Origin of the sequence: Streptomyces sp. AK08-02 (assembly GCF_033795085.1) — a bacterium.
GTDB lineage: Bacteria > Actinomycetota > Actinomycetes > Streptomycetales > Streptomycetaceae > Streptomyces > Streptomyces echiniscabiei.
Genome location: NZ_JARAZV010000014.1, coordinates 26,113 through 45,120, shown reverse-complemented (window position 1 = coordinate 45,120; position 19,008 = coordinate 26,113). Strand labels below are relative to the sequence as shown.

Annotated in this window: 17 protein-coding genes; 7 read left to right on the top strand and 10 right to left on the bottom strand. The window is 69.3% G+C overall.

Features of this window, described 5'->3' with window-relative positions; translation table 11 throughout:
* Position 1 precedes the first annotated feature (1 nt).
* Both PV734_RS28195 and PV734_RS28190 read left to right on the top strand, forming a co-directional pair.
* Positions 2-1,180, top strand: coding sequence for a dipeptidase (locus PV734_RS28195; protein ID WP_415924276.1), 1,179 nt, complete (start codon positions 2-4; stop codon positions 1,178-1,180).
* 110 nt (positions 1,181-1,290) lie between these two features.
* The gene (locus PV734_RS28190) at positions 1,291-1,521 is read left to right on the top strand and encodes a DUF397 domain-containing protein (RefSeq protein ID WP_319198816.1); all 231 of its coding nucleotides are present in this window, start codon (positions 1,291-1,293) and stop codon (positions 1,519-1,521) included.
* Between the two features lie 236 nt (positions 1,522-1,757).
* Here the strand turns inward: PV734_RS28190 and PV734_RS28185 are convergent, their stop codons facing one another.
* Positions 1,758-2,159, bottom strand: coding sequence for a hypothetical protein (locus PV734_RS28185; RefSeq protein ID WP_319292568.1), 402 nt, complete (start codon positions 2,157-2,159; stop codon positions 1,758-1,760).
* Positions 2,160-2,195: 36 nt separating this feature from the next.
* Positions 2,196-3,050, bottom strand: a complete 855-nt coding sequence (locus PV734_RS28180; RefSeq protein WP_319096826.1) for a helix-turn-helix transcriptional regulator — start codon at positions 3,048-3,050, stop codon at positions 2,196-2,198.
* Between the two features lie 368 nt (positions 3,051-3,418).
* Between PV734_RS28180 and PV734_RS28175 the strand changes: the two genes are divergently transcribed.
* Positions 3,419-4,591 (top strand): dipeptidase, encoded by a 1,173-nt coding sequence (locus PV734_RS28175; protein ID WP_319096827.1) that lies wholly within the window; start codon positions 3,419-3,421, stop codon positions 4,589-4,591.
* A gap of 9 nt (positions 4,592-4,600) precedes the next feature.
* Here the strand turns inward: PV734_RS28175 and PV734_RS28170 are convergent, their stop codons facing one another.
* Entirely contained in the window at positions 4,601-5,002 is a 402-nt protein-coding gene (locus PV734_RS28170) for a VOC family protein (RefSeq protein ID WP_319096828.1), read from the bottom strand.
* A gap of 43 nt (positions 5,003-5,045) precedes the next feature.
* Positions 5,046-5,405, bottom strand: coding sequence for a VOC family protein (locus tag PV734_RS28165; RefSeq protein ID WP_319096830.1), 360 nt, complete (start codon positions 5,403-5,405; stop codon positions 5,046-5,048).
* Between the two features lie 135 nt (positions 5,406-5,540).
* Between PV734_RS28165 and PV734_RS28160 the strand changes: the two genes are divergently transcribed.
* Entirely contained in the window at positions 5,541-6,050 is a 510-nt protein-coding gene (locus tag PV734_RS28160) for a CGNR zinc finger domain-containing protein (protein ID WP_319292567.1), read from the top strand.
* Between the two features lie 152 nt (positions 6,051-6,202).
* Here the strand turns inward: PV734_RS28160 and PV734_RS28155 are convergent, their stop codons facing one another.
* Positions 6,203-7,546, bottom strand: coding sequence for a UDP-glucose/GDP-mannose dehydrogenase family protein (locus tag PV734_RS28155; RefSeq protein WP_319096835.1), 1,344 nt, complete (start codon positions 7,544-7,546; stop codon positions 6,203-6,205).
* A gap of 234 nt (positions 7,547-7,780) precedes the next feature.
* Here PV734_RS28155 and PV734_RS28150 point away from each other — a divergent pair, with 234 nt between their 5' ends.
* Complete coding sequence (locus PV734_RS28150; RefSeq protein ID WP_319096836.1) at positions 7,781-8,938, top strand: acyl-CoA dehydrogenase; 1,158 nt, start codon at positions 7,781-7,783, stop codon at positions 8,936-8,938.
* Positions 8,939-9,016: 78 nt separating this feature from the next.
* On the opposite strand, the gene PV734_RS28145 is transcribed toward PV734_RS28150, so the two are convergent.
* Positions 9,017-10,339, bottom strand: coding sequence for an LCP family protein (locus PV734_RS28145; RefSeq protein WP_319292566.1), 1,323 nt, complete (start codon positions 10,337-10,339; stop codon positions 9,017-9,019).
* 119 nt (positions 10,340-10,458) lie between these two features.
* Here PV734_RS28145 and PV734_RS28140 point away from each other — a divergent pair, with 119 nt between their 5' ends.
* Positions 10,459-11,007: an acyl-CoA thioesterase gene (locus PV734_RS28140; RefSeq protein ID WP_319096838.1), complete on the top strand. Its 549-nt coding sequence runs from the start codon at positions 10,459-10,461 to the stop codon at positions 11,005-11,007.
* A gap of 61 nt (positions 11,008-11,068) precedes the next feature.
* On the opposite strand, the gene PV734_RS28135 is transcribed toward PV734_RS28140, so the two are convergent.
* Complete coding sequence (locus tag PV734_RS28135; RefSeq protein WP_319292565.1) at positions 11,069-12,436, bottom strand: LCP family protein; 1,368 nt, start codon at positions 12,434-12,436, stop codon at positions 11,069-11,071.
* 330 nt (positions 12,437-12,766) lie between these two features.
* Between PV734_RS28135 and PV734_RS28130 the strand changes: the two genes are divergently transcribed.
* Positions 12,767-13,816, top strand: coding sequence for a glycosyltransferase family 2 protein (locus PV734_RS28130; RefSeq protein ID WP_319096842.1), 1,050 nt, complete (start codon positions 12,767-12,769; stop codon positions 13,814-13,816).
* A 63-nt stretch (positions 13,817-13,879) separates the two neighbouring features.
* Here PV734_RS28130 and PV734_RS28125 read toward each other — a convergent pair whose 3' ends face one another.
* From PV734_RS28125 to PV734_RS28115, 3 genes are all read right to left on the bottom strand, one after another.
* Complete coding sequence (locus tag PV734_RS28125; protein WP_319292564.1) at positions 13,880-15,574, bottom strand: LCP family protein; 1,695 nt, start codon at positions 15,572-15,574, stop codon at positions 13,880-13,882.
* Positions 15,575-15,708: 134 nt separating this feature from the next.
* Positions 15,709-17,475: an LCP family protein gene (locus PV734_RS28120; RefSeq protein WP_319292563.1), complete on the bottom strand. Its 1,767-nt coding sequence runs from the start codon at positions 17,473-17,475 to the stop codon at positions 15,709-15,711.
* Between the two features lie 224 nt (positions 17,476-17,699).
* Positions 17,700-18,845: an LCP family protein gene (locus PV734_RS28115; RefSeq protein ID WP_319292562.1), complete on the bottom strand. Its 1,146-nt coding sequence runs from the start codon at positions 18,843-18,845 to the stop codon at positions 17,700-17,702.
* Positions 18,846-19,008 lie beyond the last annotated feature (163 nt).

The following is a 19,008-nucleotide window of genomic DNA, read 5'->3' as shown; positions in this document are numbered from 1 at the left end:
CGTGAGCTCACTGGAGCGGGCCCGGGAACTCCTGCGCGAGTTCCCGGTCGTCGACGGCCACAACGACCTCCCGTGGGCGCTGCGTGAGCAGGTCCGCTACGACCTCGACGCCCGCGACATCGCCACCGCCCAGCACGCCCACCTGCACACCGACATCCCGCGCCTTCGCGAGGGCGGGGTGGGTGCGCAGTACTGGTCGGTGTACGTCCGCTCGGACCTGCCGGACGCGGTGCCGGCGACCCTCGAACAGATCGACTGCGTACGCCGGTTGATCGAGCGGTACGAGGACGATCTGCGGCCCGCGCTGACGGCCGCCGACATGGAGGCGGGCCGGCGCGAGGGCCGGATCGCCTCCCTCATGGGCGCCGAGGGCGGTCACTCGATCGCCAACTCCCTGGGCACGCTGCGGGGGTTGTACACGCTGGGCGTGCGCTACATGACCCTCACCCACAACGACAACGTGGCCTGGGCGGACTCGGCGACGGACGAGCCGGGCGTCGGCGGACTGTCGGAGTTCGGCCGTGAGGTCGTCCGGGAGATGAACCGCCTCGGCATGCTGGTCGACCTCTCGCATGTCGCCGCGACGACGATGCGGGACGCGCTGGACACCTCCGTCGCACCGGTGATCTTCTCGCACTCCTCCTCGCGCGCGGTGTGCGACCACCCGCGCAACATCCCCGACGACGTGCTGGAACGCCTGCCCGTCAACGGCGGGATGGCGATGGTGACGTTCGTACCGAAGTTCGTGCTCCAGGCCGCCGTCGACTGGACGGCCGCCGCGGACGACAACATGCGCGCCCACGGCTTCCACCATCTCGCCACGACCCCCGAGGCGATGAAGGTCCACCGGTCGTTCGAGGAGACCAACCCGCGCCCGGTCGCCACGGTCTCGACGGTCGCAGACCACCTGGACCACATGCGCGAGGTGGCCGGAATCGACCACCTGGGCATCGGCGGCGACTACGACGGCACGGCGTTCACCCCGGACGGGTTGAACGACGTCTCCGGTTATCCGAACCTGATCGCGGAGCTGCTGGACCGGGGCTGGTCGAAGGACGACCTGGCCAAGCTGACCTGGGGGAACGCGGTGCGGGTGCTGGGGGCGGCGGAGGATGTGGCGCGTGAGGCGCAAGGGAGGCGTGGGCCTTCCAACGCGACGTTGGGGGAGTTGGACGGGTGAGGGGTGCCTGAACCCTCAGAACACGCCAGAGGGGCGACCGTCTGTTGAACCATGGCCACAACGGGTAAGAACCCTAGGCACGTTCGGCGTTTCTCGGAGCGGGGCGAGAGTTGGAGGGGGCGGCGTTGGCTGCGGATCGGGGTGCGGTCGTTTGGCGGAAGAGCAGCTACAGCGCTAACCCGGAGCCGAACTGCTGCGAGGTTGCCGTGCTTCCCGGGACGGTCCGGGTGCGTGATTCCAAACGACCCGGCAGCGTGCCAGTGAGCTTTACCGCGGATGCCTGGCGGGCGGCGATAGCGTTGTTTCTTCTCCCGGACTCAACCGGGCGGGACCACGTATGACGCAGTGGTGACGCGGACCGAGTACACAGGATGTGAGATGAGCGGCGAACGCCGAGACCAGGTGACCGGCTATCCCGGGCTGGCCGGGTACTGCGTCGTGACCGGTGTGCTCGCCATGGCCGCCGGGGCAGGTGTCTCGCTGCTGGGCGGAAGTTCGTGGATGCGCCTCGTGATGTGGCTGACGGTGCTTGTCACGGTGTCCGCGGCTGCGGGTTGGTGGTGGGTGCGCTCACCGGCTACGGCCCGCCACTGGACGGTGGATCTTCTGGTCCGTCCGGCAGCGAGGAACGTACCGTCTCGAAGGTCCTGACGAACGCCCAGATCGTGAGAGGTCCTCCTCCGAAGGCGATGGCCAGGCAGAACCAGGGCGGCATACCCATCCCGACACCGGCGAAGGCCACCAGAGGCAGGGTGGCCGAGGAGAACACGACCAGTCCCGCGAGATTGCGCAGAAGCCTGAGCGCGTTGACGGTCTCGCCATCGACCCGCCCGCGCCGGTGACCGGGCGGGCGGGCAGGAGTTCCGGCGCCTTCGTCGGCAGTGGCTCCCGACTCCAGGAAGATGTTGTAGCTGGGCCCGGTGCGGCGAGAGCGGCCGGGATCCAACTCCGGTCCCTTGCACTCGTCGTCGCTGGTCATGGTGTCCCCCGGGCCTAAGCGCACACTGACTGGGTATCAGGAGCGGTGGAAGTTCTCGATCAGATCGTCGAGGAATGACATCGTGTCCTCCTCGGCGAGTGCCTTGTTCTGTAGATCCTCGAAGCATTCCTGGTAGCGGGCGACCAACTCCCGGTCGTCCCGGTTGGTGAGCGTGCCGCCGGGGCCGGCGACATACACGACGTCCTCGTCGTCGCGGAAGCCCAGGAGGGTGAAGCTGCTGTCCAGGCTGGCATGCGCGCCGGCGGTGAGCGGCAGGATCCGCAGGACGGCGCGCTCGTCGGTGACAAGACTCTTGAGGAAGGCAAGTTGGCGCCGCATGGTCGCCGGGCCGCCGATCTGGCGGCGCAGGGCAGCCTCGTCCAGGATCATCTCGACTCGGGGGCCGTCCTCCTGGAGGGCCCTCTCCTGCCGGGCCAGCCGCAGGTCGATGAGTTGCCTCGCCTTCGCGACGGGTTCGCCGACCTCGAAGAGCGCGCTGATGTAGTCCGAGATCTGCAACTGGCCCGGAATGAGACTCGGGTGGTAGCCCCGGATGACGTTCGCCGCGCTTTCGTAGCCCAGGTATTGGTTGAACGGCTGGCTGATGACGTCGTTGTACGCGGACCACCAGGACTGCCCCTTGCTGCCTCTGGCAGCCTCTTCCAGGTCCGCGACGACCGTGGGGTCATCCACGCCGTACTCGAGGAGCATCGCGCGCAGGTCCGTGACGGACAGACTGACCGTGCCCGCCTCGATGCGGATCAGCTTGGACAGCGACCACTCGAGCGCGTCGGCCGCGTCGCGCTGCGTCAGACCGCGTTTGTCGCGGGCTGTCTTCAGCGCCAGTCGCAGCTTGCGGCGATTGAGACTCGGGTCCACGGCCGTGGGCATGATGCTCCCTAATAATCTTGACAGCGGCATTTAGGCACGTGTCGTGCCGAACCTTTCATCGTTAGTAGGTCGACTAGCGTTACGTCAACCCGCGCACTTCGAATCGGCGTCACTCGAATGGCTATAAGCAAGCCGCTGCCTTCGTAATGGGCGTACCCAATCGACACATGTCTAATCGACGGCGGCTGTCGGAGTGTGGCGAAGTTGCGCAGCTCGCACGCACGGGAGGGGAGAGTGCGGTGAGTGAGCGAGGAGTGACTCCTGTGACATACCCCCGAACGCCCCACCCACCAGGAAGCCCTCCCGCCACCGTGCGACGGTGACCGTATTGCGATCACGAGGTAGATCACGACGTACGGGAGCCCGTCATGGCCGACCTGCAGGACGAACTGCGCACCACAGCCGAGGTCGGGGACTACGACCCGCCGGCCGCCTCGACCGTCCCCCTGCCGGAGCCCGACCAGTACCCCGACGAACCGCCCGGCGACGGCGGTGCGGCGGAGCTCGCGCTCGCCCTGCTGGCCGACCCGGACGCCGATCCCCTCGACCGCGCCCACGCACTCCTCGCCGCGAACCCCGTGGCCGACGGCTACAGCGGGCTGCCCTGGGCGTTGCGGCACCTGCCCTGGTACGACCTGGAGCTCGGTGAGAGCACCGTCGACACCGATGTGCCCCGGATGCGACGCGGCCACGTGGGCGCACTGTTCTGGGCGCTGCACCTCCCGGAGGGCCTCGCCGGTGACCGTGCCGTGGGCGCCACCCTGGAACAGCTCGACCTGGCCAGGACCGTGGCCCGGAGCCACCCCGAGGGCCTGCGGCTCGCCGGTACCGCCGGGCAGGTCACCGACGCGCGCAACTGCGGACGGGTCGCCGTCGTCCTCGGGCCCGCCGCCGCGGCCGCCCTCGACGACTCGATCGCCATCCTGCGCGTCCTGCACTCCCTGGGCCTGCGCGTGCTCACCCTCTCCGGGACGTCCTGGGCGAGCGAGGCCGGGCTGACCCGGTTCGGCGAGGAAGTGGTCCGTGAGATGAACCGGCTCGGCGTACTGGCGGACCTCTCGGGCGCCTCCCCGGCCACCATCAGCCGTGCCGTCACGATCTCCAAGGCGCCGGTCCTGTGCACCCGCTCCGCCGCCCGCGCTCTGCGCCCCCACCCCGCCAACCTCCCCGACGAGACGCTCGCCGAGCTGGGCGCGGCCAGAGGCCTGTGCCTGGTGCCGCTGACGGCCGAGCAGACCGGGCCGTCCGTCCGTGACGTCGCCGACCATCTCGACCACGTCCGCGCGGTCGCGGGCCCGGAGTGCGTCGGCCTGTCCGGCACCTACGACTCCGGCAGCGCCCACCCGCAGGAACTCGGCGACGCCTCCTGCTACCCGAACCTGATCGCCGAACTCCTGCGCCGAGGCTGGACCGAACCCGACCTCACCCTTCTCACCTGGGGGAACGTCCAACGCGTGCTGCGCAGCGCCGACTTCACGGCCAAGGCCGCCCAGCAGCGCCGCGAGCCGTCGACGGCCCGGATCGCGGCGCTGGACGGCTGACCCGCCTGTTCAGGAGTGCTCGACCCGGCAGAGGCAGAACGGATGCCCCGCCGGATCGGCGTACACCCTGAAGTCCCGTTTCCCGTCCTGGTCGTCCAGGTCGAGCGGGCGGGCGCCCAGCGCGAGGACCGCCTCCTCGGCCGCGTCCAGCTCCGCCCAGGTGGAGCCGGCGTCCAGGTCGAGATGGAACTGCTGGGAGCCGTGGTCGGCCCGCGGCCACTCGGGCGGGACGTACCCGGGCGCCCGCTGGAAGGCCAGCCGCGGCCCGTCAGGGACGTGGAGGACGACCCACTCGGGGTCCTCGTCCGCGGGCGTACCGCCGACGACCCCGGCGTAGAAACGGGCCAGCGGGCGAGGCTCGGGACAGTCGAGGACGACGGTCCGGAAGCGGGCTACGGGTGTCCCGGGCATGGGGGTTGCTCCGTCCGTTCGTTGCCTCTGTGGTGGTCTTCGCTCAGCCGATGCAGAGGCAGAACGGGTGCCCCGCCGGGTCCGCGTAAACCCTGAAGGAGCGGGCCCGGTCCTCCGTGTCCAGCGGCTTGGCGCCCCGCGCGAGCACCTCCCGCTCGGCCGCGTCCAGGTCGGCCACGGTCACGTCCAGATGGAACTGCTGCGAGGCGTCGGTGGACGGCCACTTCGGCGGTACGTACCCGGGGGCGGCCTGGAAGGCCAGCTTCGGCCCGTCCGGGATCCGCAGGTCGACCCAGTCCTCCTCGACCTCGGGGGTGCCGCCCAGCAGCCCGGCGTAGAAGGCGGCGAGCGCGCCGGGGTCGGGACAGTCCAGGACGACGCTGTCGAACTTGGCGATGGGCATGAGTTCCTCCGTTGTCACCTGATGACGGATACCGGCGGGTATCGGATTACCTGTTACCTGTTGATGGGCCTCATACGGTAACGGTTACCGGATGCCCCTGCATAGGAGGTAACGCAAGGAGGTACCGTCGCCGGTATGAGCGAGATCGGGTCCGCGCCCGGAGGGCTGGCCCTCGTGGAGGCACTGGTGAACACCAGGGGCCTGGAATCGGGCCGGGACGCGCTGAACACCGCCGAGGGGCGTGCCGCGTTCGGTATCGCGGAGATCGCCGAACGGGAACTGGCCGCCGTGAAGGAACTGCGCGAGTCCCTGCGCGCCGTCTGCCTCGCGCACGCCGGACATCCACCGCACGAGGTCGTCACGCCCCTGGGTCGACTGCTGTCCCGCGCCCCGCTGTTGGTGACCGTCGACGAACGGGACGGCTCGGCCCGCCTGACCGCCGCCGAGGAGGGCCCGCTGCTCTCCCGAGTGGCGGCGGCCGTCGCCGAGGCGCTCACCGACGGCACCTGGCTGCGCCTCAAGGCCTGTGAGCTGCCCGAGTGCCACTGGGCGTACTACGACCGCAGCCCCGCCCAGCGTCGGCGCTGGTGCTCCATGGCGGGGTGCGGGGCACGCGCGAAGATGCGGCGGTACCGCGCCAGGTAGCGGTTTCGCGAGAAGCGACCGCCCGGGATGTGGAATGCGCTTCCCGAAGTGTGGCCGGGATGTGGAGAATGGAGCGGGCGCCGGTCCGGCCGACTGAGCCTCGGCCGGACCGGCGTTCTTCCCGAGGGCGTACGACCGGCGCCGGCCCCCGTTCAGGCGGTCGGACGCCCCATCGCCCGGTACGTCCACCCGGCCCGCCGCCACAGCTCCGGGTCGAGGGCGTTGCGCCCGTCCAGGACGAGCCGGTGGGCCACCGCCTCGCCCAGCGCCGCCGGGTCCAGCTCGCGGAACTCCCGCCACTCCGTCAGGTGCAGTACGGCGTCGGCGCCCCGTACCGCCTCCATGGCCGTGTCGGCGTAGGCGAGCGTCGGGAAGACCTTGCGTGCGTTGGCCATGCCCTTCGGGTCGTACACCGTCACCTGGCCGCCCTGGAGGTGGATCTGCCCGGCGACGTTGAGGGCCGGCGAGTCGCGGACGTCGTCCGAGTCGGGCTTGAAGGTGGCGCCGAGGACCGCGACCCGCTTCCCGAGGAACGGGCCGCCGCCCAGCGCCTGCCGGGCCAGCTCCACCATCTGGCCGCGCTGACGCATGTTGATCGAGTCGATCTCGCGCAGGAAGGTCAGCGCCTGGTCGGCGCCCAGTTCCCCGGCGCGCGCCATGAACGCCCGGATGTCCTTGGGCAGGCAGCCGCCCCCGAAGCCGATCCCGGCCCGCAGGAACTTCCTGCCGATCCGGTCGTCGTACCCGATCGCCTCGGCGAGTTTCGCCACATCGCCGTCGGCGGCCTCGCAGACCTCGGCCATGGCGTTGATGAACGAGATCTTGGTGGCGAGGAAGGAGTTCGCGGAGGTCTTCACCAGCTCGGCGGTCGGGAAGTCGGTGACGACGAACGGCGTCCCCTCCTCGATCGGCGTGGCGTACACCTCGCGCAGCAGCTTCTCGGCCCGCTCGCTCCGGACCCCGACCACGAGCCGGTCGGGGTGCAGCGTGTCCTGGACGGCGAAGCCCTCGCGCAGGAACTCCGGGTTCCAGGCCAGCTCGGCGTCCGCTCCGGCGGGGGCGAGCCCCGCGATGGTCCGGGCGAGCCGGTCCGCCGAGCCGACGGGCACGGTCGACTTGCCGACGACGAGAGCGGGCGCGGTCAGGTGCGGGGCGAGGGACTCGATCGCGGCGTCGACGTACGACATGTCGCTGGCGTACTCGCCGTGCTTCTGCGGGGTGTTCACGCAGACGAAGTGGATGTCGCCGAAGGCGGCGACCTCGGCCCAGTCCATGGTGAAGCGCAGCCGCCCGGTGGAACCCTCGATCCCGGCGACATGCCTGCGCAGCAGCTCGTCAAGCCCGGGCTCGTACATGGGGGCCTGGCCGCGCCGGAGCAGGTCGATCTTCTCCTCGACCACATCCAGTGCCAGCACCTCGAAACCGAGTTCGGCCATGGCGGCGGCGTGGGTGGCGCCGAGGTATCCGGTGCCGATCACGGTGATCTTGAGAGCCATGGGTGCTCCTGGGGTATGGCCTGGGGGGCGGCCTGGAGTGTGGTCGTGTGTGCGATGGCGAGCATAGTCGCGGGCCTGTCAGGGGCTGTTGCGCCCCTGAGCCGGGCAGAATCCCAGCTGTCGCCAAGCTCACGTATCACTGGGGTGGGCAGGCCCTTAAAATCTGGATTGTCTACAGGGTTACTTAACGGTAGTTAGCGTCAGTCACACAGCGTCTTTGGAGCGTGAGAGACCTTGGCCGGATCGGCTGATTTCGACCTGTACCGCCCGTCGGAGGAGCACGACATGCTCCGCGACGCGATCCGCTCCCTGGCCGAGGCGAAGATCTTGCCGTACGCCGCCGTGGTGGACGAGGAAGCCCGCTTTCCCCAGGAGGCGCACGACGCGCTGGTGGCCAACGACCTGCACGCGGTACACGTACCCGAGTCGTACGGCGGCGCCGGCGCCGACGCGCTGGCCACGGTGATCGTGATCGAGGAGGTCGCACGGGTGTGCGCGTCCTCGTCCCTGATCCCGGCGGTGAACAAGCTCGGCTCCCTCCCCGTCATCCTGTCCGGCTCGGAGGAGCTGAAGAAGAGGTACATGACACCGCTCGCCAAGGGCGACGGCATGTTCTCCTACTGCCTCTCGGAGCCCGACGCGGGCTCGGACGCGGCCGGCATGAAGACGAGGGCGGTCCGCGACGGCGACTTCTACGTCCTCAACGGCGTGAAGCGCTGGATCACCAACGCGGGCGAGTCCGAGTACTACACGGTGATGGCGGTGACGGACCCGACGAAGCGCAGCAAGGGCATTTCGGCCTTCGTGGTCGAGAAGTCCGACGAGGGCGTCTCCTTCGGCGCCCCCGAGAAGAAGCTCGGCATCAAGGGCAGCCCGACCCGCGAGGTCTACCTCGACAACGTTCGCATCCCGGCCGACCGCATGATCGGCGAGGAGGGCACCGGCTTCGCCACCGCGATGAAGACGCTGGACCACACCCGCGTCACGATCGCCGCGCAGGCGCTGGGCATCGCGCAGGGCGCCCTCGACTACGCCAAGGGGTACGTCAAGGAGCGCAAGCAGTTCGGCAAGCCGATCGCCGACTTCCAGGGCATCCAGTTCATGCTGGCCGACATGGCGATGAAGATCGAGGCGGCCCGCGCCCTGACCTACCAGGCCGCGGCGAAGTCCGAACGCGGCGACAAGGACCTCACCTTCCAGGGCGCGGCGGCGAAGTGCTTCGCGTCGGACGTGGCGATGGAGGTCACCACGGACGCGGTCCAGCTGCTCGGCGGTTACGGCTACACGCGGGACTACCCGGTGGAGCGGATGATGCGCGACGCCAAGATCACCCAGATTTATGAAGGCACGAATCAGGTTCAGCGGATCGTGATGGCGAGGAACCTTCCGTAGCAGGGAGATCGCAGCGCAGCCCGAGGGACGAACGCCCCCGCCGGCAAGGGCGGGGGCGTTCGTCTGCCAAGGGGACGCTCAGTTGCCCGAGACCGTGACCTTGTCGTCGTTCTTCAGTTCGGTCACCAGTGTCTTCACCTTCGTCTTGTCCCAGACGAGGTTGCCGCCGGTCGAGCCCGAGATCGGCATGTTCATGGACTTGCCGTCGCCGCCCGTGACGCCCTTCATCGCCCAGAACATGTCGCCCAGGTCGAACAGGCTCATGTCCTTGTCGACGATCAGGGTGTCGAGGCCCGCGCTCATCGTCGGGTACAGCTTGAACGGGTTCAGGATCGTGCCCGGCGTCGCGGTCTGGCTCGCCAGCGCCGCGAGGAACTTCTGCTGGTTCTTCGTACGGTCGAGGTCGCTGCCCGCGAGGGCGTACCGGGTACGGACGAAGGCCAGGGCCTGCTCGCCGTTGAGGGTCTGCTTGCCCGCCGTGAAGTTGGCGCCGGACTTCGTGTCCTTCATCCCGCCCTTGGGGATGGTCAGCTCCACGCCGCCGACCGCGTCCACGATGTTCGCGAAGCCGGCGAAGCCGATCTCCACGTAGTGGTCGATGCGCAGACCGGTGTTGAACTCGACCGTCCGGACGAGGAGTTCGGGCCCGTCCGTCGCGTACGCCGCGTTCAGCTTGGTGTGCTTGCCGGTGCCCTTGTACGTCTTGCCGGACTCGGAGCCCACGAACGTGGGGATCTCGACGTCCGAGTCACGGGGGAGGGAGATGAGTGTCGGCCCGTTGTCACCGGTGTGCAGGATCATCATCGAGTCCGTGCGCTTGCCCTCGGCGGAGCCGGTGTGGAGCGCCTTCTTCTCCTCGGCCGACATGCCCTCACGGCTGTCGGAGCCGACGATCAGATAGTTGGTGCCCTTGCCGCCGTCCGGCCGCTCGATGACCTTGGACAGGTCGACCTGGCGGTTCAGCTTGCCGTCGGCCCAGAAGTACGTACCGACGGACACCACGACCAGGAGCGTGACCACGGTGATCGCGGTCCACTTGATGCGCTTGCGCCAGTCCGGGGCCGAGCGGGGGCCACTCATCGAACCGGGCCCGCCCTGTCCGCCACCGGGTCCGCCGCCGCTCGGGGCGCCGCCGTAGACCTGGCCGGTGTTGTAGCCGCTGTCATAGCCGTCCCCGTTTCCGTTTCCGTACGGGTCCTGGCCGTGGCCACCGGCGTACGGCTGCTGCTTCGGGACCCCGCCGCCGTAGGGCGGGGCGCTCGGGTTCTGGCCGTACTGGCCGCCTTGGCCGCGCTGGACCTGCCGCATCACGCGCGCACCCTCGGGCTGTGCGTTCGCGCTGCCGCGTCCGTGCCGGTTGTTGCGGTTGTCGTCGGACCACGCGTCGGGCCAATCGTTCATGCCGACCAGTGTGCAGTGCCCGACTGTGCCCTTCACAAGGGTCGAGGGAAATTAGGAACAGTGCTGTTGCCAAGCTGACACAAATCGCCCAGGTGTACGTCAGGCATAAGGTGGACGCCATGACAGACCAGGCCGGCGGGGCGGAAACGGCGCCCCCGGGCAAGCCGACCTCCGCCTCCCGCACCACCCTCAGCCACATCATGACCCACGCCGACACCAACCTCCTGGGTACGGTGCACGGCGGTGTGATCATGAAACTGGTCGACGACGCGGCGGGCGCGGTGGCCGGCCGGCACAGCGGTGGTCCGGCGGTCACGGCGTCGATGGACGAGATGGCGTTCCTGGAGCCGGTCAGGGTGGGCGACCTGGTCCATGTGAAGGCACAGGTCAACTGGACCGGCCGGACCTCGATGGAGGTCGGGGTACGGGTCCTCGCCGAGCGCTGGAACGAGTCGACGCCCGCGACGCAGGTCGGCTCGGCCTACCTGGTCTTCGCGGCCGTGGACGCCGACGGCAAACCCCGCCGCGTGCCCCCGGTCCTCCCGGAGACGGAACGGGACGAACGGCGCTGCCAGGAGGCCCAGATCCGCCGCACCCACCGCCTGGCGAGGCGGCGGGCGATCCTGGAACTGAGGGAACGGAGAGCGGCGGAGGGCCTGGCCGACTAACGGACCGCAAACGGTTGGGCGGGTGGGAGACAAGACCTGGCCCGCACCGACCTCACCCGATTCACCGGCACACCACCTCGTCCCCCGTGCTCACCCCGAACTCCCCGACCCGAACCTTCCGGACCCCCCGGTAGTCCGCCCCGACAGTCACCTTCAGCAGCGCTCCCTGTCCCCGCACCACCCGCAGCGAACTCCCCGGCAACGCCGCCGCCAGCGACTTCGCCGAACGGTCCCACCGGGGGTCGTACGCGATCACCGTCCGCGTCGCCGACCCCCGCTGCCGCGCGTTCACCGGCACCCGCGTCGTCCGGAACCCGGTCGCGGCCAGCTCCCGGTCCACCTTCCGGCCCAGTCCCGCCGTGAGGGTCCCGTTCTCGACCTGCACCCGGATCTGCTGCGGTGCCACCTCGACCCGCAACGGCGCGCCCTTCCTGCCGCCGCCGCCCCCACCCTTGCGTACCGCCAGCGGCTCGTCCTCGCGCAGGGCCCGGAACAGCCGGCCCGCCTTCGCCTCGTCCCACTTCAGCGTCGAACCGATGCCCTTGACGGCGAACCCCATCCGCCCGATCGGCACGGTCGTGAACTCGGACGACGAGGGGGAGAAGTTCCGCATGGCCCGCCCGAGGTCCAGCAGTTCACCCGTGCCGAACTCCTTGTCCGCCCGCACCGACCCGAGGACCGCCCGTGTGATGTCCCGGAACTTCATCGGGTTCAGCAGGACCCCGGACGACGTGGACTGTGCGATCAGCGCCGCCATGAAGCGTTGCTGGCGCTGCATCCGCCCCAGGTCGGAGGAGCCGTCGGCGTGCCGTGAACGGACGTACTGCAGGGCCTCCCCGCCGTTGAGCTCATGCTTCCCGGCGGTCAGGTCCAGCCCCGTGTAGGAGTCCTTCAGCGGTCGCGGCGTACAGATCTCCACGCCGCCGAGCACATCGACCGTCTTCATGAAGCTGGTGAAGTCGATCTCCAGGTAGTGGTCGATCTTCACGTGCGTCATGCTCTCCACCGTCCGCACGGTGAGGTTCGGGCCGCCCTCCGCGTACGCCGCGTTCAGCTTGATCACATGCCCGCCGTGCCGTCGTCCGGTGGTCCGGTCGATGTGCGGGGGCGTCTCGGCGTACGAGTCGCGCGGCAGGCTGACCACGCTCGCGCGCTCCCGGTCCTCCGAGATGTGGGCGATCATCATCGTGTCCGTGCAGTGGCAGGGCGCCCCGCCGAGCCGGTACTTCCGTCGCTCGGCCTCGCTGATCTTCTCCCGGCTGTCCGTGCCGACCAGCAGCACGTTCATACCGTGACCGGCCCGCGGACGGTTCTTCATGTCCTTGAAGGGGTCGACCCGGGCGATGTCGGCGTCGAGGCTGGTGACCACCGCGTGCCCGATCCCGGCCGCGGCGAGCACGACGACGGACAGTGTCGTCACCGCCCGCATGGCCCAACGGGGTTTCCTGCGCCGTACGGGGGGACGCGGGCGCCCGGACGTGGGTCGTGGCCGGCGCTGCGGCGAACCGGGGGAGCGGGGGGATGCGGGCATGGGGGGACACCTCCGCGAAGGCTGGCCGGGGGGAGGGAAGGGGAAGACCGAGGAAATACGGGTGGAGGGAGGGGAGCGGCGAGGGGAGGAGCGAGGGGGAAGAGGGGGAGAACGGAGGGGGCCGAACGTGGGATCCGTGAGCACCGTAGGCCCATACGATCTGTGGACCGGTTCGGCAAGCGGGCGGCGCGCGTCGGTGTCCCCCGTTCGCGGTAACGTGAGCCCCCTATGAACGCCAAGCCCGACGTGCAGCTGCCCGCCGTGTCCGTGATCATGCCCGTCCTCGACGAGGAGCGGCATCTGCGCGGAGCCGTCCAAGCGATCCTCGCCCAGGAGTACGCGGGCGAGATGGAGGTCGTCATCGCCCTCGGTCCGTCCAAGGACCGCACGGACGAGATCGCCGCCGAGCTGGTACGGGAAACGGCCGGCACGAGCAAGCGCGTCCAGACGGTCCCCAATCCGACCGGCCGTACGCCCGCCGCGCTGAACGCCGCGATCAAGGCATCCCGCCACCCCGTCGTCGTACGCGTCGACGGGCACGGCATGCTCTCGCCCGACTACATCGCGACCGCCGTACGTCTCCTCGACGAGACCGGCGCGCAGAACGTCGGCGGGATCATGCACGCCGAGGGCGAGAACGCCTGGGAGCACGCGGTGGCCGCCGCGATGACCTCGAAGATCGGGGTCGGCAACGCCGCCTTCCACACGGGAGGCGTGGCCGGGCCCGCCGAGACCGTGTACCTCGGAGTCTTCCGGCGCGCCGCACTGGAGCAACAGGGCGGCTACAACGTGGAGTTCATCCGCGCCCAGGACTGGGAGCTGAACTTCCGGATCCGCGAGGCGGGCGGCCTCATCTGGTTCTCGCCCGAACTGAGGGTGTCGTACCGGCCGAGGCCCTCCGTGCGCGCGCTGGCCAAGCAGTACAAGGACTACGGCCGTTGGCGCCATGTCGTGGCCCGCTACCACGAGGGTTCCATCAACCTGCGCTACCTCGCTCCGCCCACCGCCCTGATCGCGATAGTGGCGGGCGTGCTGCTGGGCGCCGTACTGACCCCGTGGGCCTTCCTGGTGCCCGGCGGCTACCTCGCGGCGATCACGGCGGGCTCGGTTCCGGCCGGCAAGGGACTCTCCCTGAAGGCCCGGCTGCAGATCCCCGTCGCACTCGCCACCATGCACATGTGCTGGGGCTGGGGCTTCCTGACAAGCCCCAAGTCGCTTGCCAGGAAGGTGATCGCGGCCCGTCGGCCGGCGGTGCCGGCCGGCGCGAACGCGGCCTGAACGACAACGGGGGCCTGCCGTCAGCCACTGACGGCAGGCCCCCCGTCCATGTGCGCGCCGCCTCTACCAGCGGTAGGGCGAGTAGACGTCCATGCACGCGCCGGTGTCCGAACCGACCACCTTGTCGGCGCTGGCGGGCAGTTGGCCGGCCTTCGGAGCCGTCTGCTTCGGATAGGCCTCGCCCTCACGCCAGTCGGCGCCCACGATCACCGTCACACCGGAGACGTCCGTCGACTTCCGCACCGAACTCGCCGGAATTCCGAGGGACTTCGCGACCAGCTGGGCGTCGCCCGCCAGATCGGCGCTCGGGTAGCGCACGACCGTCTTCTCCACGGACAGCGAACCGGAGGTGTCCGCCGCCGCGTTCGTGAACCCCTTGCCCGAGAGGACCCCGCTGATCGCGGTCGCCCGGCCGCCGACGGCGGCCAGCGTGGCCGTCCGCGTGCCGTTCTGCACGAGCACCCCGATCTTGCCGGGGGCAGCCGCCGGGTCCGTCGAGGCCGTCGCCGAGGCCGCGGCCGTCGGAGCCTTCGTCGCCGCGGCGCCGCCCTTCCCGTCGAAGGCGATGTCGTCGCGGAGCATCGTCCACATCGTCTCGGCGTCGGCGTCGGCCGTCACCAGATGGTTCGCGTTCTGCGGGTCCTCGACGGTCGGGATCGTCGTCATCGTGATGCGGTCGGTCGGCACCGACTTGAGCTGCATGCCCAGGTCGTACAGCTCCTTGACCGTGCCCAGCTCCTCCGACACCGTCAGGGACTTCGTGGCCGCCTCGGCCAGACCGGTCAGCCGCCCGGCGTCCGTGAAGACGTTCTGCGCCTTCAGCGTGCGGATCATCGAGTTCATGTACATGTGCTGGGCCTTCGCGCGCCCCAGGTCGCTGTAGAAGGCGTGCCGGGTACGCAGCCACTGCAGTGCCTGCTTGCCCTGGACCATGTGCTTGCCGGCCTTGAGCTTGAGCCCGGAGCCGCCGGACACGCCCGGCAGCGGGCGGTCCCACACGTTCTGTTTCACACAGACCTCGACGCCGCCGATGGCGTCGGCCATCTTCACCACGCCCGCGAAGTCGATCGTCATCCAGTGGTCGATGTAGACCCCGGTGAGGTTCTGCCAGGTGGCCAGCGTGCAGCCGGCGCCGCCCCGGGCCAGCGAGGTGTTGATGATCGCGTTGGTCGCCGCGAACTTCTCACCGGTGTCGGGGTCCGTGCACTTGGGTATGTCGACGCGGGTGTCGCGCGGAATGCTCACCACGGCCGCGCTCTTGCGGTCGGCGGAGACGTGGACGAGCATCTGGACATCGCCCAGCGGCGGATTGCCGCGGTTGGCCCTGTCACCGCCCAGGGACACGTTGGCGTCGGAGTTACGGCTGTCCGAGCCGATCAGCAGGATGTTCAGCGGGGTCTGCCCGGCCGCGTTCGGCTCGGTCTTCTCCGCCTTGGAGTCGCCGCTGCTGCGCTTGCCCTTCTGGATGTTGCTGTTCAGGTGCTCGTAGTACAGGTATCCGGCCCCGGCCGTGCCGAGTATCAGCACCGAGAGGGTCGCCGCCGACCAGCGCAGCAACTTGCGTCTGCCGGGCCGGCGTTGTCTTCCCGCCGAACCACCGCCCCCGTTGCCGCCACCGCCACCGCTGTCGCCGCCGCCGGAGTCACCCTCCTGCTCGTGCTCGTGCTCGTGCTCGTGCGAGCCGTCTCGTTGCCCCGGAACCCGAGCAGGCCGGACGCCTCGTCGCGTCCCCTCCCCGTGCACACTGCTCTGTGTCATTCCCCTGCCTCCCCACCCTTGCGCCGCCGTCGAACAGGCCTGCCTCGCGTCGGGTAAGACGCAAGGCAGGCCTGTCAGGTCAATCGGCGCACCAAAAACTTCTGGCGCAGACGCCCACTAGTCGATCGGTGTACTCAGCTGGCGCACTTCACCTTGTCCGCCGTGGACTGTCCCTCCACGGTCGGTGCCTTCGCCGGCGCGGTGAGCGAGACGCCGGCTCCCTTGAAGTCCTTGCCCAGGGTCAGCGTCATGGTGGGCAGCCCCTGGGAGTTCGTCACACTCTTGCCGGGTTTCAGCGCCGCACCGGACAGCCCCATGATGGCGGCCAGCCGCCGGGCCTGGTCGGCCTGGGCGGGCGCGTACTCCAGCGTGGTCTTCGCGAGCTCCGCCGAGGCGTTGCCCGCGTTCTCGGACTTGGTCACGCCCTCATCATTCTGCAGGTAGTTAAGAGTCTCCTGTGCGGAGCCGGCGACGGCACCGCCGTTCAGGATCTGCACCCGTACGTCGGCAGGGGCGGACTTGGTGCCCTTGAGGCGGGCGGCGACGGCAGCCGCCTCCTTGGCCTTCTGCTGCTTGACGGCGGTGAACGACACGTCATTGGCGATCGCGTTGAACACCTCGGGACCCGTGACCTGGTTGACGATCACCGTCTTGCGTACGACGCCGTCCGCCGGGTTGTCGATGACCGGCACCGTCATGAAGGTGATGTTCTTCGTCGGCACCTTCTTCAGCTCCAGCGCCACGTCCTTGAGCGTGGAGACCTTGCCGAGGCCGGTGTCCACGGTCAGCGCCTTGGTGGCCGCCTCGGCGAGCTTCAGCAGCTTGGCCGGGTTGGTCAGGGTGTCGCTGGAGGACATCTTGCGCATCAGCGAGCCGAGGAACTGCTGCTGCACCTTGATCCGGTCCAGGTCGCCCTGGTTGCCGAAGCTGTGTCGCGTACGGACGAAGGCGAGCGCCTGCTCTCCCTCGACCGTCGACTTGCCGGCGGGCAGCTTCAGCTTCGACTCCTTGTCGTTGACGGCCTTGGTCACACAGACCTCGACACCGCCCACCGCCGTCGTCAGCGTCTTGACGGCGTTGAAGTCGGCCATCATGAAGTGGTCCGGAGAGATGCCCGTGACCTCCTTCACCGTGCGCATCGTGCAGCCCGGGTCGCGCTCGTCCTGCCCGAGACTGGTGTTGAAGCGAACGTTCTGGGTGCCGCCGATGATCTTCTCGGACCCGTCCTTCAATATGGTCGGACAGTCCGGGACGTCGACGATCAGGTCACGTGGAATGCTCAGCGCGGTCGCGTTCGTCCGGTCCTTGGAGACGTGCAGCAGGATCGTCGTGTCCGCGTGCCCGACGCTGCCCGCGTCGCCGTAGGCCTCGTTGCCCGCACCGGTGCGCTTGTCCGTGCCGATGATGAGGATGTTGAAGGCCTCGTCCTTGCTGAAGCCGGACTTGCCCGCCGTGCCGATGTCCGTCGTCTGGACGTTGCCCTCAAGGTGCTTGAGGTAGAAGTAGCCGCCCGTGGCGGCGGCCACCATGACGAAGGCCATGGTCCCGCCCGTCCAGAGCAGTACCTTCTTGGCCTTCGACTTCTTCTTCTGCGGGGCGCGCGAACGGCGCCGCCCGGGCAGCGGATCCTCCTCGGGCACACCACGACGCCGTCTCGGCGGCGGTACCTGGCCGGGTGCGCCGGGCACCCCGTGCGTCTCTCGGTTCTGCTCCCGCTCCGGTGCCGCCGAACGCCCGCGTCCCGCACCCGCGTTGGCGGGTGCGGGACGACGAGGTCCCGGGACCGCTGATTGCGGTGCGGAGGGAGTCAGTCGCAGTTCGTATTCGCCGGTGCTCGGGTTGAGCACCCACTGGTCTGCGGGGTCGATGTCGCCCGCCTGCCCACGGCCTTGCGCGTCCACGGTTGTCTGCATCCTCCGTCGGGGCCACGCGGCGCCTTTCCCCCTCCAAAGGCGCTCGGGTCTCGGTCTGCCGGTGTGCACACGACACGTGTCCTGACGCACCGGATCGCTCACACTATCCGTCCAGTTGGGCGTCAAGTGACGGCGGTGACAAATTCCACGTCCCTACAACTGGGCAATCCACCCATTTTCTTGAACTAAGGTTCGCCGACTTGGCAAGCGCTTTACCCGCAGACGTCCTGGGCGGCCGTGCTCCCGCGAAAAACGGGTACCCGGGTGTGCTGGGGAGTCGCGGTGGAGGTATCGCCCGGAACCGACTTCTCCGCCCTTACCGTGACCGGGGAGTCCGTCCGCAGCCGCTTGAACAGCCGCCCGGCAGCCGGCTCGATCAACTGGTCGCGATTGGCGTCGTAGGCGTACGACTCGCGTGGAACGGTCAGGAACTGCACACGTTCGGTAGGAATGTCGCGCATACCGCGCACCAATTGATACAGGCCGCGCAGACTGGCCAGGGCGGGGTCCGTCGTCAAAGACGATGTCGCGGCGTCGAGGACCGGATAGAGCTTCACCGGGTTCAGCAGGACGTCATCGCTCTGCACCTTGTTGACGAGCGCCCCGAGGAAACGCTGCTGCCGGTCCATCCGCCCGGTGTCGCTCCCGTTGCCGAGGGACTTGCGCGCCCGCACGTACCCGAGCGCCTGTTCGCCGTCGAGAGTCACCTTCCCGGCGGGCAGCCGCAGTCTGGCCTCCCGGTCGTCGACCGGCTTCGCCAGGCAGACCTCGACCCCGTCGACGGCGTCGACCATGTCCTTGAAACCGTGGAAGTCGACGACCATGTGATGGTCGATCCGGATGTCCGTCAGCTTTTCGACGGTACGGATCGTGCAGGCCGAACCCCCCTGCTGGAAGGCCTGGTTGAACATCGTGAACACCGGCTTTCCGCGACTCCCGTCCGGCCGCAGACAACTCGGCACGTCCACCATCAGGTCGCGCGGCAGGGACATGGCGGTGGCGTTTCTGCGGTCGGCGGCCAGATGCAACAGGATCGTCGTGTCCGACCGCGCGGTCCCCGAGTCCCGTCCGTACTCACGGTTCCCGTCCCCGGCCCGTGAGTCGGACCCGATCAGCAGGATGTTCTGCGCCCCGCGCACGAGCGAGGTGGGCCGCTCCTTCTCGTACCGGGCGAGCTCGGCGGCGGCGTCGTCGTCCGGGGTGATGTTCCCGTCGAGCTTGGCGTAGACCCCGACCCCGACCCCGACGGTGGCGAGGCACAGGACGCCGATCCCGAGAGCGGCCCGCCGCACCCAACGCCGCCGCACGAGCCGGGTGGCCCCGTTACCCGGCCCGAGGGCACGTGCGGTCTCGGTCACGACTGGCCCACCCCTCCATGGCGTGTACGTGTTCTACGACCATGTCCCCGCGGAGGGGTGAGGGCGCCCGCTGTTGGGCCGAACGAATGACTGCCGGGGTGAGGTCACCGGCCCGCGGCCGGGGTGAGCGCCCCCTGTTCACCTATCTGCCTATTTGGTCTGT

Bases quoted from the DNA above. Each gene is read 5' to 3' on its own strand.
- PV734_RS28155 (WP_319096835.1), bottom strand. From the start codon at position 7,546: ATGGCTCTCAAGATCACCGTGATCGGCACCGGATACCTCGGCGCCACC.
- PV734_RS28140 (WP_319096838.1), top strand. From the start codon at position 10,459: ATGACAGACCAGGCCGGCGGGGCGGAAACGGCGCCCCCGGGCAAGCCG.
- PV734_RS28170 (WP_319096828.1), bottom strand. From the start codon at position 5,002: ATGCCCGGGACACCCGTAGCCCGCTTCCGGACCGTCGTCCTCGACTGT.
- PV734_RS28135 (WP_319292565.1), bottom strand. From the start codon at position 12,436: ATGCGGGCGGTGACGACACTGTCCGTCGTCGTGCTCGCCGCGGCCGGG.
- PV734_RS28160 (WP_319292567.1), top strand. From the start codon at position 5,541: ATGAGCGAGATCGGGTCCGCGCCCGGAGGGCTGGCCCTCGTGGAGGCA.
- PV734_RS28180 (WP_319096826.1), bottom strand. From the start codon at position 3,050: ATGCCCACGGCCGTGGACCCGAGTCTCAATCGCCGCAAGCTGCGACTG.
- PV734_RS28145 (WP_319292566.1), bottom strand. From the start codon at position 10,339: ATGAACGATTGGCCCGACGCGTGGTCCGACGACAACCGCAACAACCGG.
- PV734_RS28130 (WP_319096842.1), top strand. From the start codon at position 12,767: ATGAACGCCAAGCCCGACGTGCAGCTGCCCGCCGTGTCCGTGATCATG.
- PV734_RS28165 (WP_319096830.1), bottom strand. From the start codon at position 5,405: ATGCCCATCGCCAAGTTCGACAGCGTCGTCCTGGACTGTCCCGACCCC.
- PV734_RS28125 (WP_319292564.1), bottom strand. From the start codon at position 15,574: ATGACACAGAGCAGTGTGCACGGGGAGGGGACGCGACGAGGCGTCCGG.
- PV734_RS28185 (WP_319292568.1), bottom strand. From the start codon at position 2,159: ATGACCAGCGACGACGAGTGCAAGGGACCGGAGTTGGATCCCGGCCGC.
- PV734_RS28175 (WP_319096827.1), top strand. From the start codon at position 3,419: ATGGCCGACCTGCAGGACGAACTGCGCACCACAGCCGAGGTCGGGGAC.